The sequence below is a fragment of the Hymenobacter sp. BT559 genome (genome assembly GCF_017571525.1).
In the GTDB taxonomy this organism is placed as follows: Bacteria; Bacteroidota; Bacteroidia; order Cytophagales; family Hymenobacteraceae; genus Hymenobacter; species Hymenobacter ginsengisoli.
On record NZ_JAGETY010000006.1, the window covers coordinates 244700 to 260101 of the forward strand.

Here is a 15402-nt window from a genome sequence, read left to right on the forward strand (position 1 = left end):
CGTCGCTACACAATCAGGACAAAACGGCCTCGCTAGCCTCCTGCGGCTGCCCGACGCCTTGCAGCGCCTCGGCAAACAGGCGATAGGAGTAAATCCGCGCCTCCTGGTCGTAAATATTCGACACGGCTATCAGTTCATCGGCCTGCGTTTCGTGCAGAAATTCCTGCAAGTCTTGCTGAATGGTGGCCTTGCTGCCGATGAACGAATACGCTAGCATCTGCTGCACGGCCTGCTGGCCGCCGGGCACCCACAGCGGGCGCATATCGTCTACGGGCGGCGGCAGCGGAGCCGGGCGGCCCGTCACCACGCTCATCATAAACTGCTGGAGTGAGGTGGATAGATACTCGGCGTGCGCGTCGGTATCGGCCGCAATCACGTTCACGCAGGACATCACGTAGGGGCTAGCCAGCGCTTTTGAGGGGCGGAAATTCGAGCGGTAAATCTCCAGAGCCGCCAGCAGTTGGGCCGGTGCAAAGTGGCTGGCGAAGGCGTAGGGCAGGCCTAGCGCCGCCGCCAGGTAGGCACTATCGGTGCTGGAACCCAGGATATAAATCGGTACGTCGAGCCCCTCGCCGGGAATGGCGCGCACGGCCGCCGTGCTGTTATCGGCCGAGAAATAGGCCTGTAGCTGCTGAATATCGCGCGGAAAATCCTGCGGCCCGCCCATGCGGCTGCCCCTGATGGCCTGCGCCGTGCGCTGGTCGGAGCCGGGAGCGCGGCCCAGGCCCAGGTCGATGCGGCCGGGGTAGAGCGAGGCGAGCGTCCCGATTTGCTCGGCTACCACCAGCGGGGCGTGGTTGGGCAGCATGATGCCGCCCGAGCCCACGCGCAGCGTAGTGGTGCCGCCCGCGATATAGCCAATCAGCACCACTGGCGAGGAACTGGCCACGCTGGCCATGTTGTGGTGCTCGGAAAGCCAGTAGCGGGTGTAGCCCAGCTTTTCGACGGCCTGGGCCAGATTAAGGCTGTTGCGAAAGGTATCAGTAGGCGTAGCGCCGGCCAGGATGGGCGCCAAATCCAGCACGGAAAAAGCGACCTGTTTAGCGGAAGTTGTCATGATGAGGCACGTGGAATAGGAGCTACTGTAACCACGCTGGTTCGCTAAAAGTTGGTGCCGTAGCGGTGGGGCTTGCCCACGCTCGGCGTTGAACGACGGCTAGCGAACGGGGCTCGCGGTGCCTCCCGTAGCACAAGCTAGGCAAACGACCCTAGCGGCGCACTCACGCCTTGCCGCAGGCGCGGCAGTGGAGGTGCAGCCTCCTCGCTATAGTCGGCACGAGCTGCGGCTGCGCTTAAACTCGCGCCACTGCCGGCCGTGCTGGTGCGCCGGGTGTAAATTTGAAACTCGAAACCTCCGCCGTGGCCCGCATCCCCAAAGAAACCGTTGACCAGATTATCCACACCGCCGACATCCTGGAGGTGGTGGGCGACTACGTGCAACTCAAGCGCAAGGGCCAGAACTACTGGGCCCCGTGCCCGTTTCACAACGAAAAATCGCCTTCGTTTTCGGTAAACCCGGCCAAGGGCCTTTACAAGTGCTTTGGCTGCGGCAAGGCGGGCGGCGTCATCCAGTTTGTGATGGACATCGAGGGCAGCAGCTACCCCGAGGCCCTGCGCGGCCTGGCCAAAAAGTACGGCGTGGCCGTGCCCGAGGAAGAGGAGCGCACGCCCGAAGAGCAGCTAGCCCAGAACGAGCGCGACTCGCAATACATCGTATCGAACTGGGCCAAAGATTTTTACCACGGCTTGCTGCTGAAGTCGGAGGAAGGCATGAGCATCGGCTACGGCTACCTCAAGGAGCGCGGCCTGAACCTGACGACCATCCAGACCTTCGAGCTGGGCTACTCGCTCGACCAGTTTGAGGGCTTGATGAAAGCCGCCACCACGGCCGGGCATCAGCTCAAATACCTCGAAAAAACGGGGCTAGTGGTGAAGCGCGAGGACGACCAGGGCCGCGACACCGGCCGGCGCTACGACCGGTTCCGGGGCCGCGTCATGTTCCCGATTCACAACGTGAGCGGGCGCGTGGTGGGCTTCGGGGCGCGCACGCTGAAGCGCGACGACAAGATGGCGAAGTACCTCAACTCGCCCGAGTCGGAGATTTACCACAAGTCGGACGTGCTCTACGGCTTGTTTCAGGCGCGGCAGGCCATTCGGCACGAAGAATTGTGCTACCTCGTGGAGGGCTACCTCGACGTGTTGAGCCTGCACCAGGGCGGCATCAAAAACGTGGTGGCCTCGTCGGGTACCTCGCTCACCGAGGGGCAGATTCGGCTCATCAAACGCTACACCGACAACGTGACGGTGCTCTACGACGGCGACGCGGCCGGTATTAAGGCCAGTCTGCGCGGCATCGACCTGCTGCTCGAAGGCGGCCTGAACGTGCGCGTGGTGCTCTTCCCCGATGGCGACGACCCCGACAGCTACATCCGCAAAGTGGGCGACCAGCGCTTTGCCGACCACGTCGAAAACCACAGCCAGGACTTTATTGCCTTCAAAACCACCCTGGTGGCCCGCGAGGCCAGCCAGGACCCGGTGAAAAAGGCCGAGGCCATCCGCGACGTGCTGCAGAGCATTGCCAAGGTGCCCGACGGCCTCAAGCGCCAGGTGTTTCTGCAGCAAACGGCCAGCGTGTTTGGCTTTGAGGAGCAGGTGATTATCACCGAATATAACAAGCTCCTCAAAACCGCTAGCCCCTCTAAAAGCCGCCCCGCTGCCGACGACCACCGCGAGAGCCGCGCCGCTAGCCCCACTGCTGCCCCGGCGACCGCGCCGGCGCGCAGCTACTCGTCTGAGGAAGAAGCGGAAATGGCCATGTACGGCGTGTCGAGCGGCTCGGAAGCGGAGGCCACGGCCGGCATTCACCCCGGCAGCACGCTCAATGCCGACCCTAGCGAGCTGGCCGCGCCCCTCGATGTGTTGACCCAGTGCGAGCAGGCTGTGTTGCGCCTGCTGGTGCTCTATGGCCCGCACGAGGTGCAGCCCGAAGTCACGGTGGCGCACTATTTACTGAGCCAGCTCGACGGCACGCCGCTGCGCAATCCACTTTATGCGCGGCTATGGGCCGAGTGCCGCGAGCAGTTTTTGCAGGGGCAGCTGCCCGATTTGCGTTTGCTGGCCCACCACGAAGACGCGGGCATCCGCTCGCTGCTGGCCGATTTTGCCACCGAGCGCTACGACCTCAGCCCCAACTGGCGCATCAAGGATATCTACGTGCCTACCGAGCTGAACCTCATTCAGCTAGCCTGCGACAACGCCATCCTGCGCCTCAACAAGTGCCACGTGCAGCGCGAGCGCCAGCAGTGCCTGGCCCAGCTCCAAGACTCGCGCCTCGACCAGAACGAGCAGCTCAATGCCCTGCTGCGCTACAACGAGCTTACCAAGCTCGACGGCCAGCTGGCCCAGATGCTCGGCACCGTCGTGGCGCGCAATGCGTAGAAGCTCACAAAATCGTTTGTCCTTGCGAGCGCAGCGCGGCAATCTTTCCTTTCTGCTAGGGGTAGTAAACCCAACGAGGCGAACGACAAGGAAAAATTGCCGCGCTGCGCTCGCAAGGACGAACGACTATTGATAATCCATTTTAATGCTTAAACAACTCAACCTTACGCGCCTGTGGCTAGCCCTGGGATTGCTCGTCTTCAGCTTCGCGGTGGGGGTGGGCGGCTTTATGGGTATCGAACACTACCCCTTGCTCGATGCCTTTTACATGACGGTCATCACGGCCTCTACGGTGGGCTTCGGCGAAGTGCACCCGTTGTCCGACATGGGGCGGTTGTTTACGTCGTTTTATATTCTGTTTAACCTCTTGGTGGTGGCCTACCTTGTGTCGGTGCTCACCACATACATTTTCGATGGCGAACTGCGCCACCTTTTTCGCATGATTCGCGCCGACCAAGAAATCAAGAGCTTTCGCGACCACGTCATTGTGTGCGGCTTCGGCCGCAACGGCTTCAAGGCCTACGACGAGCTGCGCCACAGCGGTACGCGCGCCGTGGTAATCGAGCAAAACCAGCAGCTGCTCACCGCCGCCAACGAGGCCATGCACGCCCAGATTCCGGCTGTGTTTGGCGATGCCACCACCGAAACTACCCTGCGCCAGGCTGGCATCGAGCACGCTAGGGCCCTCATTACCACGCTGCCCAAGGATGCCGACAACGTGTTTGTGGCCCTTACCGCCCGCGAGCTCAACCCGCACCTCACCATCATTTCGCGGGCCAGCGCCCGCAGCAGCGTGAGCAAGCTTATCTCGGCTGGGGCCAACTCGGTGGTAATGCCCGACGAAATTGGGGGCTCGCACATGGCCAATCTTATCATTCGCCCCGAGGTCATCAAGTTTCTGGACATGATTTCGGGCCTCGACCCCAACAAGCTGCGCCTCGAAGAGCTGCCCTACAACGAGCTTAAGCCCTCCATGCGTGGCCAAAGCATCCGGGAGCTCGATGTGCGCTCGCGCACCGGTGCTACCATCATAGCCCTGCGCCGGGGCGAAAACGGCGAGCTCGAAGTAAGCCCCGCCGCCGACTACCGCACCATGGCCGGCGACGTGCTGCTCGTGCTCGGCAACGAAGCCCAGATTCAGGCGCTGCACCAGCAGTTTAAGTAAGTTTTAAAGCTGCTAGCTATTGGCTGTTAGCTGGGAGCTTTTTTGAAAACCAGAACGAAAAGCTAACAGCCAATAGCTAAGAGCTTAAAAAAATGCACATACTTCAGGTAAGCCCGCGCGTACCGTTTCCGCTGCACGATGGCGGTGCCATCGGGATTTACAACATCACCAAGGGGCTGCTGGACGCCGGGCACCGCGTCACGATGCTCGCCATCAATACGCCCAAGCACCACCAGCCGGCCGATGTGCTAGCCCACCTCGGGCCGAATTTTCGGCTCGTAACGGTGGATGTGGACACCACCCTGAAGCCGCTGAAAGCGCTACGCAATCTGCTTTCCTCGAAGGAACCCTATAACGTAGAGCGCTTTAATAGTCAAGCGGTAATTGATAAGCTAAGCCAGCTGCTTGTAGAAGAGCAGTTTAATGTTGTGCAATTTGAGGGTGCATTTGTGGCGCCCTATCTGGCCTTCGTGCGCTGGAAGCTTCGCCACCTGCGTGATACGCCACCGCCGTTGGTGCTACGGGCGCATAACATTGAGTATATAATATGGCAGCGCCTTGCTAGCGGAGAGAAAAATCCGCTTAAGCGGTGGTATTTGCGGCACTTGGCTGAGCGGATGCAGCGCTTCGAGCAGCGGGAATTGCCACAGTTTGACGCCATCGCTGCTATTACGCCAGAGGATATGGAGCGCCTGCGGGAACTCGACTGTCGCTATCCGGTTGCCCTCATCCCGGCTGCTGTCGAGATGTCGTCCTTCCAGCCCGACCCTAGCCAACGGCCCCGGCCGCGCACCGTGTTCATGATAGGCTCCTTGAACTGGCTGCCTAACCTCGAAGGCCTCGACTGGCTGCTGCGCGAGGTGTGGCCCGCCATCCACGCCGAGCTGCCCGAGCTGGAGCTGCACGTGGCCGGCTCGACTCCGCCCGGCCACCTCACCACCCGCCCCCGGGGCCAGGATAACGTGTTCATCCACGGCTTTGTAGACTCGGCCGCTGCCTTCATGCGGCAGTACGACCTGATGCTGGTGCCACTGCTGAGCGGCGGCGGCATGCGCGTCAAAATCATTGAGGGCATGGCCCTGGGCAAATGCATTCTTAGCACGGGCATCGGGGCCGAGGGCATTGCCGTGCGCGACGGCCACGACATCGTGCTGCGCGACTCGGCCCCGGCCTGGCAGCAGGCCCTGCGCGACTACTACCACGGCCGCCTGCCGGTGGCGGCTATCGGCGCCGCAGCTTCTGCCACCGCTGCCGAAGTGTACGACAACCGCCGCGTGACGCAGCGCTTTGAGGCCCTGTATGCCCAGGTAGGGGTGGGGCCGCCGGCGGCCGGCTAGCCCGCCTGCCCAGGGCCGCCCGCCCGGCGGCTCTACCTTTGCAGCACGCATGAAAATCCTGGTGCTACTGTCCCGCTTTCCGTATCCGCTCGACAAGGGCGATAAGCTACGGGCCTATTACCAATTGCGGTACCTGGCCGGGCAGGGCCACGAAATATGCCTGCTAGCCCTCAGCGATGAAGCCGTGAGCGCCGAGGCCCTAGCCGCTGTGCAGCCGCTGTGCCGGGGTGGCCTGCATGTGCACCGGCTGGGGCGCGCCGCACGCGGCCAGGGGCTAGCGCGGGCGCTGGCCACGGCGGGCCGGCCCTTGCAGGTAGGGTATTTCTATGAAAAGTCCGCCCAACGCTTGGTCGATAAGCTGCTGGCGGCGTTTCGGCCCGACCACGTGTACTGCCAGCTCATTCGGATGGCCGAGTACCTGCGGCCCCACGCTGGGCAGGTGCCCGCTACGCTCGATTATATGGATGTGTTTTCGGCCGGTATGGCGCGGCGGGCCGCCACTGCGCCGGCCTGGCAGCGCCCCGTGCTGGCCCTGGAAGCCCGGCGCTTGGCCGCCTACGAGGCGGCGGCGTTTAGGTGGTTTCGGGGCCACACCATTATCAGCGAGCAAGACCGTGGGCTTATTTCGCACACTGAGAAAGAGGCTATTACCATTGTGCCCAATGGCATTGCGCTCGACTATTTTCAGCCTCAGCCGCTAGCCCCCAAAACCCACGACCTGCTCTTTTGCGGCAACATGGGCTACCACCCCAACGTGGACGCCGCCTGCTGGCTGGCCGAAGAAATAGTGCCCCTTGTGCAGCAGCAGCACCCTGGCGCCAGCCTGTTGGTAGCCGGCACCAGCCCGGCCCCGCGCGTGCGGGCGCTGGCTAGCCGCCCCGGCGTGCAGGTGAGCGGCTGGCTACCCGATATTCGCACTGCCTACGCCGGAGCGCGGGTTTTTGTGGCACCCATGCGGGTGGGCACGGGCCTGCAAAACAAGCTGTTGGAGGCAATGGCCATGCAGCTGCCCTGCGTTACTACGCCACTGGCTAATAATGCGTTGCGCGGTACCCCCGGCCACCACCTGCTGGTGGCCAGCGAGGCCCCCGCGCTGGCTGAAGCCCTGGTCGGCCTGCTAGCCAACCAGCCCGCCGCCGCCCAGCTTGCCGCCGCCGGCCGCACCTTTGTGGCCGAAACCTACGACTGGGCCACTGCCACCAAAAAGCTGGAGAACTTGTTTGGGGATAATTGTTAAGCACCTAGAATTTTATCAGAACGTCATGCTGGGCTTGCCGAAGCATCGCGCTCGCTTCGTTGATTTTACTGCCCCTGGCGCGATGCTTCGACAAGCTCAGCACGGCGTTCGGGGTGAATTCCTTTTGAGAATACCATGCTAGACACCATCGAATCGGCCATCGAAGATATTCGCGCCGGCAAAGTCGTTATCGTAGTTGATGACGAAGACCGCGAAAACGAGGGCGACTTCATTTGCGCGGCCCGCTCGGCCACGCCCGAGGTTATCAACTTTATGGCTACCCACGGGCGCGGGCTGGTGTGCGCCCCCCTCACGGCCGAGCGCTGCGACGAGCTGGGCCTCGACCTGATGGTTGGCCGCAATACGGCCCTGCACGCCACGCCATTCACGGTATCGGTGGATTTGCTGACCAATGGCGTGACCACCGGCATCTCGGCTTCCGACCGATCCAAGACCATTCTGGCGCTCATCGACCCGGCCACCAAGCCCGAAGACCTCGGCAAGCCCGGCCATATCTTCCCACTCAAGGCCCGCAAGGAGGGTGTGCTGCGCCGCGCCGGCCACACCGAGGCGGCCGTAGACCTAGCCCGGCTGGCGGGCTTCGAGCCGGCTGGTGTGCTGGTCGAGATTTTGAAGGAAGACGGCGAGATGGCGCGCCTGCCCGACCTGCGTAAGGTGGCCGAGCAGTGGGGCCTCAAGCTGATTTCGGTGCAAGACCTTATCAAGTACCGGCTAGCCCAGGAAAGCCTGATTCAGCGCGAAATCACGGTGAAGATGCCCACTGCCTACGGCGACTTCGACCTCTACGCCTACACCCAGCGCTCAAACGGCGCCCAGCACCTGGCCCTGGTGAAGGGCGACCTTAGCGGCCCCGAGCCGGTGCTGATACGGGTACACAGCTCGTGCGTGACTGGCGACATCTTCGGCTCGTGCCGCTGCGACTGCGGCCCGCAACTGCACAAGGCCATGGAGCAGATTGACCGCGAAGGCCGCGGCGTTATCGTCTACATGAACCAGGAAGGACGCGGCATTGGCTTGCTTAATAAGCTGAAAGCCTATAAGTTGCAGGAGCAAGGCCGCGATACCGTGCAGGCCAACGAGGAGCTGGGCTTCCGGGGTGATGAGCGCGACTACGGCGTGGGCGCGGCCATCATCCGCGACCTGGGTATCCGGCAGATGCGCCTGCTCACCAACAACCCGCGCAAGCGCACCGGCCTGCTCGGCTACGGCCTCGAAGTAGTCGAAACGGTGCCCATCGAAATAGCCCCTAATAAGCACAACCAGTCGTACTTAACCACCAAGCGCGACAAAATGGGCCACGACATACTGCAAGCCATGAAGCCCGACACGGCGGCCTAGCAGCGAGAGGCCAAGAAAAAGCCCCGGCGTATCAGCCTGATACGCCGGGGCTTTTTCTTGGCCTCTACTGGCTCTTACTTGGGCACAGCCCCTAGCCAGCGCACTACCGGGTAGCGGCGGTAGCCCGCCTCAGCGTAGGGTGAGTGCTGATACACCCATTCCAGCTGCGCCGGGCCGCTGGCGGCGAAGGCAGGGTCGGCTTTTTTCTGGGCTTCCAGCTGCTGGCGCACGGCGGGATTTTTGGTGAGAAACTCGGCAGCTAGGTCTTCAAAGACGTAGTCGGAATAGTGCTCTTTTTGCTGCAATACGCTGTCGAAAAAGCCCCAGGCGAAGAACGAGTCGGTGGCTTGCGGCTCCATGGCCTCGACGAGGTAGCGTTTGGCCGGGCCCTGCTCAGCCAGCACGGCCAGGTAAGTGCCCGCCGCTGGGGCAGCCTGCGGCTCACTAGTAGTTTTGAGCTTGACCTGGCTGTGCAGGTAATGGCCTTCGTAAGGGCGCGGCCCAGTTTTGTAGTCCTCCATAGTGTACGTTTCGGCGGGGCCGCTCACGGACTGGGCTAGCAGGCGCAGCACCACCCCGTTGCGGCGCAGATTATCAATTACTTCGCCCCAGGCCGCCGGAATAAGGTAGGCATGCGGCGCCGTTACCTCCACCGTGGCGTGGGCATCGTTGTAAAACTTCACTGGCCGCACATAAGGCCGGGCGCGGTCGTAGTAGAGGCGCGGCTGGCCGCTCACAGCGCTGAGCTTGTGCCCGGCCTCGTAGCCCCGAAACTGCACCGTGCCGCTAGGCTGCTCATTGATGGCCCAGGCCAGCGGAAACTGCGTTTGGGTGGCCAGGGCCGCGTCGGCGGCGGCACGGGCGGCTAGCAGGGTAGGGGCCTGGCTAGCCACGGTTTGCGCATAGGTGAGTAGCAGGTCGTAGGTGGCGCGCACGCGGGGGGCGAAGGCTTTCAGCATGTGCGTTTCGGGCATAAAGCCGATGCTGTTGAACAAAGCCGCGTAGCCGGTCGAGTAGCGTGGGCTTTCCAGGAAAGCCCGCAGACCGCTCTCGGGCGTTTCGCCCTCAAAGTCGACGTAGGGCGTCATGGGCCAGTGCTTCTGGTCCATGCCTTTGTAAAGGGCCGGCAGCAGCTGGTCTTTCAAATAGGGCCCTAGCACCGGCCCGAGCTTCTCGGCCTGGGTTGGGATGAGCGTGATGGTATACTGGTAATCAGCGCCATTAGAGGTATGCGTATCGACAAAAATCTCGGGCCGCCACTTCTGAAACAAGGCCGCAAACGAGCGCGCATTGCGCGAGTCCTGCTTCACGAAGTCGCGGTTCAAATCGAGGTGCCGCGCGTTGCCCCGGAAGCCGTAGGCCGCCGGGCCGTTCTGGTTCACGCGGGTGGTGCTGTTGCGGTTCAGCATCCCGTCGATGTTGTAGGCCGGAATGATGACGACCGTAATTTTCTGCAAAAGGGCCCGGTATTTTTTGTCGCGCAGCAGGTCGCGGGCCAGCAGCATGCTGGCGTCGATGCCCTCGGGCTCGCCGGGGTGAATGCCGTTTTGGATGAAGAGGATGGGCCGCCCCTTAGCCCGGCTAGCCCCCGGCTCGAAGGTGCCATCGGCCGAAAGCACTACCTCGTGCAGCGGCTGGCCGCTGTCGGTGGGGCCGGCTTCGTGCAGCTGCATGGTGGTGGGGTAGGCAGCGGCTAGCTCCTTATAAAAGCCGATGCACTCGGCGTAGGTAGCCGTGGTGTTGTGCTGCGGGTCGCGCTCGAAGGGCGTGGTGAGCGGTGGGGCAGGAGCCGAGGTGAGCAGCGAAGCAGCGAGCAGGAGCGAGGCGAGGAACATGGAGGCGAAGGTCGGCAAGACCAGACGACCTTTGCGCTTGTAGCGCGGACTTTGTAGCCCGCGTTTGCGTAAGCGCTGCTGTATTGTTCACTCGCGGACTACAAAGTCCGCGCTACTTCCACTCATGTCCCGTCCCCTCATTCTCATTTCCAACGACGACAGCCTCACGGCGCCCGGCATTGCGCACCTGGTGCGCCTCATGGGCGAGCTCGATGCCGAAATAGTAGTGGTAGCGCCCGCTAGCCCGCAATCGGGCATGGGCCACGCCATCACCATCGGCCACCCGCTGCGACTCGATAAGTCCGCTATTTTTGGCGAGGGCGTGACGGCCTACGCCTGCACCGGCACCCCGGCCGACTGCGTCAAAATCGCCAAGCACTACGTGCTCGAAGGCCGCCGGCCCGACCTCGTGGTGTCGGGTATCAACCACGGCTCCAACTCGGCCGTGAACGTGCTGTACTCGGGCACCATGTCGGCGGCCATTGAGGCGGCCATTGAGGGGCTGCCCGCCATCGGCTTCTCGTTGTGCGACTACGGCCACGACGCCGATTTTTCGCACGTGGGGCCCTGGGTGCTCGAGGTGTGCCGCCAGGCGCTGGCCCACGGCATTCCGGCCGGCACGGCCCTCAACGTGAATATCCCTAAGAATACTAGCCCCATCCAGGGCATCCGGCTGGCCCGCCAGGCCCGCGCCAAATGGCAGGAGCGCTTCGAGCAGCGCCACGACCCCTACCGCCGCCCCTACTACTGGCTGCTGGGCGAGTTTGTGAACCAGGACGCGGGCCTCGACACCGACGAGGCCGCCCTGGCCGAAGGCTACGTGTCGGTGGTGCCCTGCCAGTACGACCTCACCAACTACCAGGGGCTAGCCACTATGGCCGAGGCTTGGCAACTGGCCCTGCCCCCGGCCGGCCCGGCCGCCGCGCCACCCCAGCCCATGCCCAGCGAAGACTACGGCCCGGCCGCGCAGTAATAAATGAGGCATTTGGCACGAGGGATGAAGCAGTGGCACTTGGCGCTGCTTCATCCCTCGCTTATTTCACGGCCTTTACTTGGCGGTGCTGCTGCGCTACGGCCGGGGTGCGCACCACGCGCAGCGGCAGCAGCTGGGGCGGGGCGTGCTGGTAGCCAGCGGGGTACCCATGCCGGTGGTGCGCGCCGTGTCCAGCCGGCGCCAGCAGCAGCGCCAGCAGCAGTAACCCGAGCAGGAACAGAGGCATTTTCATAGAGTGCACATAGTATGTATCAAGATACTAGCCCACCCGTGAAGCCTCTGTGAATGCCCCCGCCCGTTAGTCTTTGCTAAGCCAGCCCTTGCGCCAGAAGTAGTAGAGCTGCCCGGCCACGATGAGTGCCAGCACCCCTATTAGTATGGGGTAGCCCAGCGGCGAGTACAGCTCGGGCATATTGAGCGGCAGCAGGTGGCCGTGGCTGTCTTCGTGCTGAAAGTTCATGCCATAGAGGCCCACCACAAAGCTCAGCGGAATGAAGATGGAACTGATGATGGTGAGCACTTTCATAACCTCGTTCATGCGGTTGCTCTGGTCGGAGAGAAAGAGGTCGGTGAGCGAGGAAATGTTGTCGCGGTAGCTCTCGGCCAGGTCCAGGGCCTGAATGGCGTGGTCATAGGCATCGCGGTAATACACCTTCAGCTCTTCGGGCACTACTTCTTCGGGCAGGCGCAAGATTTCCGACATCTTATCGCGCTCGGGGTACACCAGGCGCCGAAAGCGCACCACGTCTTTCTTGATGCGCAGAATGCGGCTCAGCAGCCGGCGCTCGCGCGGGGTGGCAAAGATGCTGGTTTCCAACTCCTCAATATAGTCGCCGATGGCCGCCATGGTGGGGTAGTAGTGGTCGAGCACCACATCGGTGAGGGCGTAGGCCAGGTAGCCTACCGACCTGCGCCGCAGCTGGCTGAAATTGGCCCGCATCCGGTTGCGCAGCACATCCAGGCAGTCGTCGTAGTCATCCTGAAACGTGAGCACGTAGTTGGGGCCGGTAAAAATCGACAGCTGGTCGTCGTGCACCGTGAGTTGGGGGGTAAACTCGGTCATGCGCGACACCAGAAAGAGCCGGTTGTCGTCAAACACTTCCACCTTGGCCCGCTGGTAGTCGCCGAGCACATCCTCCATTTGGAGGGGGTGCAGGCCAAACTCCTGCATCAGCTGCTCCATCAGGGGCAGGTCGCCGTAGCCGCGCACATCTATCCAGTGCTTGAGCTCGGGGTGCTGGCGCAGATAAGCAATGAGGTCGTGGTAGCGGTTGGTGTACTCGCCCTCTTCGTAGGTATGCTCATCGTACGACATCAGGAACAAGCGCGGCCGGAGGGCGTCGGGCTGCACGTGCAGCATGCCGGGCCGCTGCCCCACGTTCTGGTACAGCGCCTGGCGGCGGGCCTCCCGGTCGGGGTCGGGGGGCAAGTCCGTTAGAGCCTCTTGTTCCGGCTGGGCTTTAGCCGCGAGCCGGGTGCGCGGGGGGCTAGTGGGCACCGAGGAAGGGCGGGAAGGGTTCATCAGTAGGTAAAAAGCAGAAAGCAGGGCAGCGGCGCGCGGCCCAGGTAAGAATTGCAGACCAGTTGGTGTCGTACTTTGCCGGGCTCTTAGCCGTTAGTGAAAAGTACTACTCTCCTTCCGTCGCAGCCAGGCTGGGCCGTATACGCCGACGAGGCCCCGGCTGGCCAACCGCCGGTCGGCCCGCGCCGTCCCCTGGCCTTTGCGCCCTGGCTCTACCTCGAGCCGGCGCACCAGGGCTTGCAGCCGCACGGCCGGCCGGTGCTCAGCTTTTACCTCGAAGACGAGGCCGCCGGGGCTAGCGTGGCCCAGCTATTTGTGGTGCTCGATTTTGAGGGCCCGGGCCTGGCCAGCTCGCCGGGGCAGGCCCCTTTTGGCGCGGTGCAGCTGGCCCCCGGCGTGCCCGCCGCTGCCCTGCACCTGCTGCTCGACGCCGCCGAAGACCTCTTGCGGCAGCGCGGCCAGCGGCGGCTGCAGCTGCGCGGCTATCCCTTTTGCTACGACCCCGCCGGTGCCGCCCAACTAGCCGAGGCCCTGCGCCAGCGTCACTACGCCGTGGCGCTGGCCGAAGAAAATTACTACCTCGACCCCGCCCGCGACTACGAAGCTCACCTGCACCCTAGCGAGCGCCGCCGCCTGCGCCGCTGCCGCCAGCTAGGCCTGGTGCCCGAGCAAGAGCCGCCGCTCATCCTGCCCTGGGCCTACGAGTTTATTGCCAAGTGCCGGCAGGAGCGGGGCCAGGCACTGTCGCTGCCCCTAGCGCGGGTGCAGGAGCTGTTTCGGGCGTTTCCAAGCCAGCACTTGCTGTTCTCGGTGCGTAAGCCGGGCGGCGAGTGGGCCGCCTTCACCATCGCCATCCAAGTGAGCGAAAGCGTGCTGTACAATTTTTACCCCGCTAGCCCCCTGGCTGATAACCACATCAGCCCGGTGGTCATGCTCAACGAAAGCCTGCATACCTATGCCCGCGCCTCGGGCCTCACGGTGGTAGACCTGGGTACCTCTACGCTGCCCACCGGCCCCAATGCCTCGCTGCTGCGCTTCAAGCGGCACCTGGGTGGGGTGAGTAGCCTCAAGCTAAGCTGGCAAAAGGTGCTGTAAAACAGCCTGCTTTCTCATTTGGTAATATTATTTTATTATACTCATTTGAACAACATGTGTTAGTATTCGCTATTTGACAGCTCCTGGCCTCGGTAATAGGATAGCTGAGCAGCTACAAGCCCGACCTTTGCCACATGGCTACTCCGGTTCGTACTATTTGGCAGGGCTTCGTGCGCGGGTCGTTGGGCACGGGGGTGGCCATCGTGGCACGGGCGGCCGGGGCCCTTACCCTCAACAAACTGGTAGCCCTCTACGGCGGGCTGGGCGGCCTTACCCAGCTAGCCCAGTTCCAAAACCTGATGGCCCTGTTTGGGGCTCTGCCCACCGATGGTGTGCAGGTGGGCGCCACTACGCACCTAGCCCCGCTGCGGCCGGGCTCGGGCCGGCACCGGGTTTGGTTCGGGGCTGCGCTGGCACTCACTGGCGCTACCATACTAGGGGCCGGGGCGGTGCTGCTAGCCACTGGCGGTGCCGCCTGGCCGGTGGGCCGGGCTGTTTTTTTTACGGCTGGGATGCTGCTGATAATTACGCAGGCACTCCTGAGCACCGTGCTGCTGGCGGCGGGCCGGCGTGGGCCCTACATAGCGCAGGCCGTAGCTATCAGCCTGCTTGGTACGGCGGCGGTGGCGGCCGCTCTGGCGGCTGGCTGGCCCCTGGCGCGGGTGCTGCTGGCTTATGTGGGCGGGCAGGCGCTCACCTTGCCGCTGGCGGGTTGGGCGGCGTGGCACGCGGGCCTGCTGGCCGGGTGGCGCTGGCGCTGGCCTAGCCAGGCTGCCTGGCGCGGAATGCTCCCCTTTGTGCTGATGGCGGCCGGGTCGCTGCTCAGCGGCCGGGCCGTCGATTATGGGCTGCGCGCCTGGCTCATCGCTCATTTTGCCCCGGCCCGCACCGACTTATGGCAGGCCGTAGCCAAGCTTTCCGATAACTATACGCTCGTAATGACGGCCGTGCTCAATACGGTATTTTACCCCCGGCTGGCGGCCCTTAAAGCCACCCCGGCCCAGGCGCGGCGCTACCTGGCAGCCGTGCTGGGGCTGCTGGCTGTTGGGCTGGCCGTGGCGCTGGGCCTGGTGTATGCGCTGCGCGATGTGCTGCTGCCGCTGCTGTTTGCGCCGCGCCTGTTGGCCGCCCGCGAGCTGCTAGCCCCGCAGCTGCTCGGCGATTGGGCCAAGTTTCTGGCCTGGGTATTCCTATATTACTTGCTGGCGCGTGCCCGGCCGCTGCCTTATCTGGCTATGCAAGGAATAGCGGCCGGGCTTTATATTGTGTTGGTAGCCCTTTTTATCGGGCCTTTTGGGCTAGCCGGCGTTGTGTGGGCTCATGCGCTCCACTACGTGTTGCTACTGGCAATTTGCGCTGGATTATACAAATGGAAATGGGATTGACCTTTTGGGTATAATTTTATTTTATTTCTGTATTT

The 15402-nt window shown here is 63.1% G+C and carries 12 protein-coding genes; 8 read left to right on the forward strand and 4 right to left on the reverse strand.

Annotated features, from left to right (window positions below):
• Positions 1 to 13: 13 nt before the first annotated feature.
• Positions 14 to 1057 carry an LLM class flavin-dependent oxidoreductase gene (locus J4D99_RS10610; RefSeq protein WP_208131675.1) on the reverse strand — a complete coding sequence of 348 codons (1044 nt, stop codon included), beginning with the start codon at positions 1055 to 1057 and terminating at the stop codon, positions 14 to 16.
• 281 nt (positions 1058 to 1338) lie between these two features.
• Here J4D99_RS10610 and dnaG point away from each other — a divergent pair, with 281 nt between their 5' ends.
• The 5 genes from dnaG (at position 1339) to J4D99_RS10635 (ending at position 8536) form a co-directional block, all read left to right on the forward strand.
• On the forward strand, positions 1339 to 3438 hold the full coding sequence (dnaG, locus tag J4D99_RS10615; protein WP_213019544.1) for a DNA primase: 2100 nt from the start codon (positions 1339 to 1341) through the stop codon (positions 3436 to 3438).
• Between the two features lie 145 nt (positions 3439 to 3583).
• Positions 3584 to 4603, forward strand: coding sequence for a potassium channel family protein (locus tag J4D99_RS10620; protein ID WP_208131676.1), 1020 nt, complete (start codon positions 3584 to 3586; stop codon positions 4601 to 4603).
• Positions 4604 to 4695: 92 nt separating this feature from the next.
• Positions 4696 to 5940, forward strand: coding sequence for a glycosyltransferase family 4 protein (locus J4D99_RS10625; RefSeq protein ID WP_208131677.1), 1245 nt, complete (start codon positions 4696 to 4698; stop codon positions 5938 to 5940).
• Positions 5941 to 5989: 49 nt separating this feature from the next.
• Positions 5990 to 7177 (forward strand): glycosyltransferase, encoded by a 1188-nt coding sequence (locus J4D99_RS10630; protein ID WP_208131678.1) that lies wholly within the window; start codon positions 5990 to 5992, stop codon positions 7175 to 7177.
• Between the two features lie 135 nt (positions 7178 to 7312).
• Entirely contained in the window at positions 7313 to 8536 is a 1224-nt protein-coding gene (locus J4D99_RS10635; protein WP_208131679.1) for a bifunctional 3,4-dihydroxy-2-butanone-4-phosphate synthase/GTP cyclohydrolase II, read from the forward strand.
• 74 nt (positions 8537 to 8610) lie between these two features.
• Here the strand turns inward: J4D99_RS10635 and J4D99_RS10640 are convergent, their stop codons facing one another.
• Entirely contained in the window at positions 8611 to 10371 is a 1761-nt protein-coding gene (locus J4D99_RS10640) for a M14 family zinc carboxypeptidase (protein ID WP_208131680.1), read from the reverse strand.
• A 124-nt stretch (positions 10372 to 10495) separates the two neighbouring features.
• On the opposite strand from J4D99_RS10640, the gene surE reads away from it, so the two are divergent.
• Positions 10496 to 11344, forward strand: a complete 849-nt coding sequence (gene surE, locus J4D99_RS10645; protein ID WP_208131681.1) for a 5'/3'-nucleotidase SurE — start codon at positions 10496 to 10498, stop codon at positions 11342 to 11344.
• 61 nt (positions 11345 to 11405) lie between these two features.
• Here the strand turns inward: surE and J4D99_RS10650 are convergent, their stop codons facing one another.
• Both J4D99_RS10650 and corA read right to left on the reverse strand, forming a co-directional pair.
• Positions 11406 to 11597 (reverse strand): hypothetical protein, encoded by a 192-nt coding sequence (locus J4D99_RS10650; protein ID WP_208131682.1) that lies wholly within the window; start codon positions 11595 to 11597, stop codon positions 11406 to 11408.
• 66 nt (positions 11598 to 11663) lie between these two features.
• Positions 11664 to 12887 carry a magnesium/cobalt transporter CorA gene (gene corA, locus J4D99_RS10655; RefSeq protein WP_208131683.1) on the reverse strand — a complete coding sequence of 408 codons (1224 nt, stop codon included), beginning with the start codon at positions 12885 to 12887 and terminating at the stop codon, positions 11664 to 11666.
• Between the two features lie 96 nt (positions 12888 to 12983).
• On the opposite strand from corA, the gene J4D99_RS10660 reads away from it, so the two are divergent.
• Positions 12984 to 13982, forward strand: coding sequence for a GNAT family N-acetyltransferase (locus J4D99_RS10660; protein ID WP_208131684.1), 999 nt, complete (start codon positions 12984 to 12986; stop codon positions 13980 to 13982).
• A 134-nt stretch (positions 13983 to 14116) separates the two neighbouring features.
• The gene (locus tag J4D99_RS10665) at positions 14117 to 15367 is read left to right on the forward strand and encodes an MATE family efflux transporter (protein WP_208131685.1); all 1251 of its coding nucleotides are present in this window, start codon (positions 14117 to 14119) and stop codon (positions 15365 to 15367) included.
• The last annotated feature ends 35 nt before the right edge of the window (positions 15368 to 15402 follow it).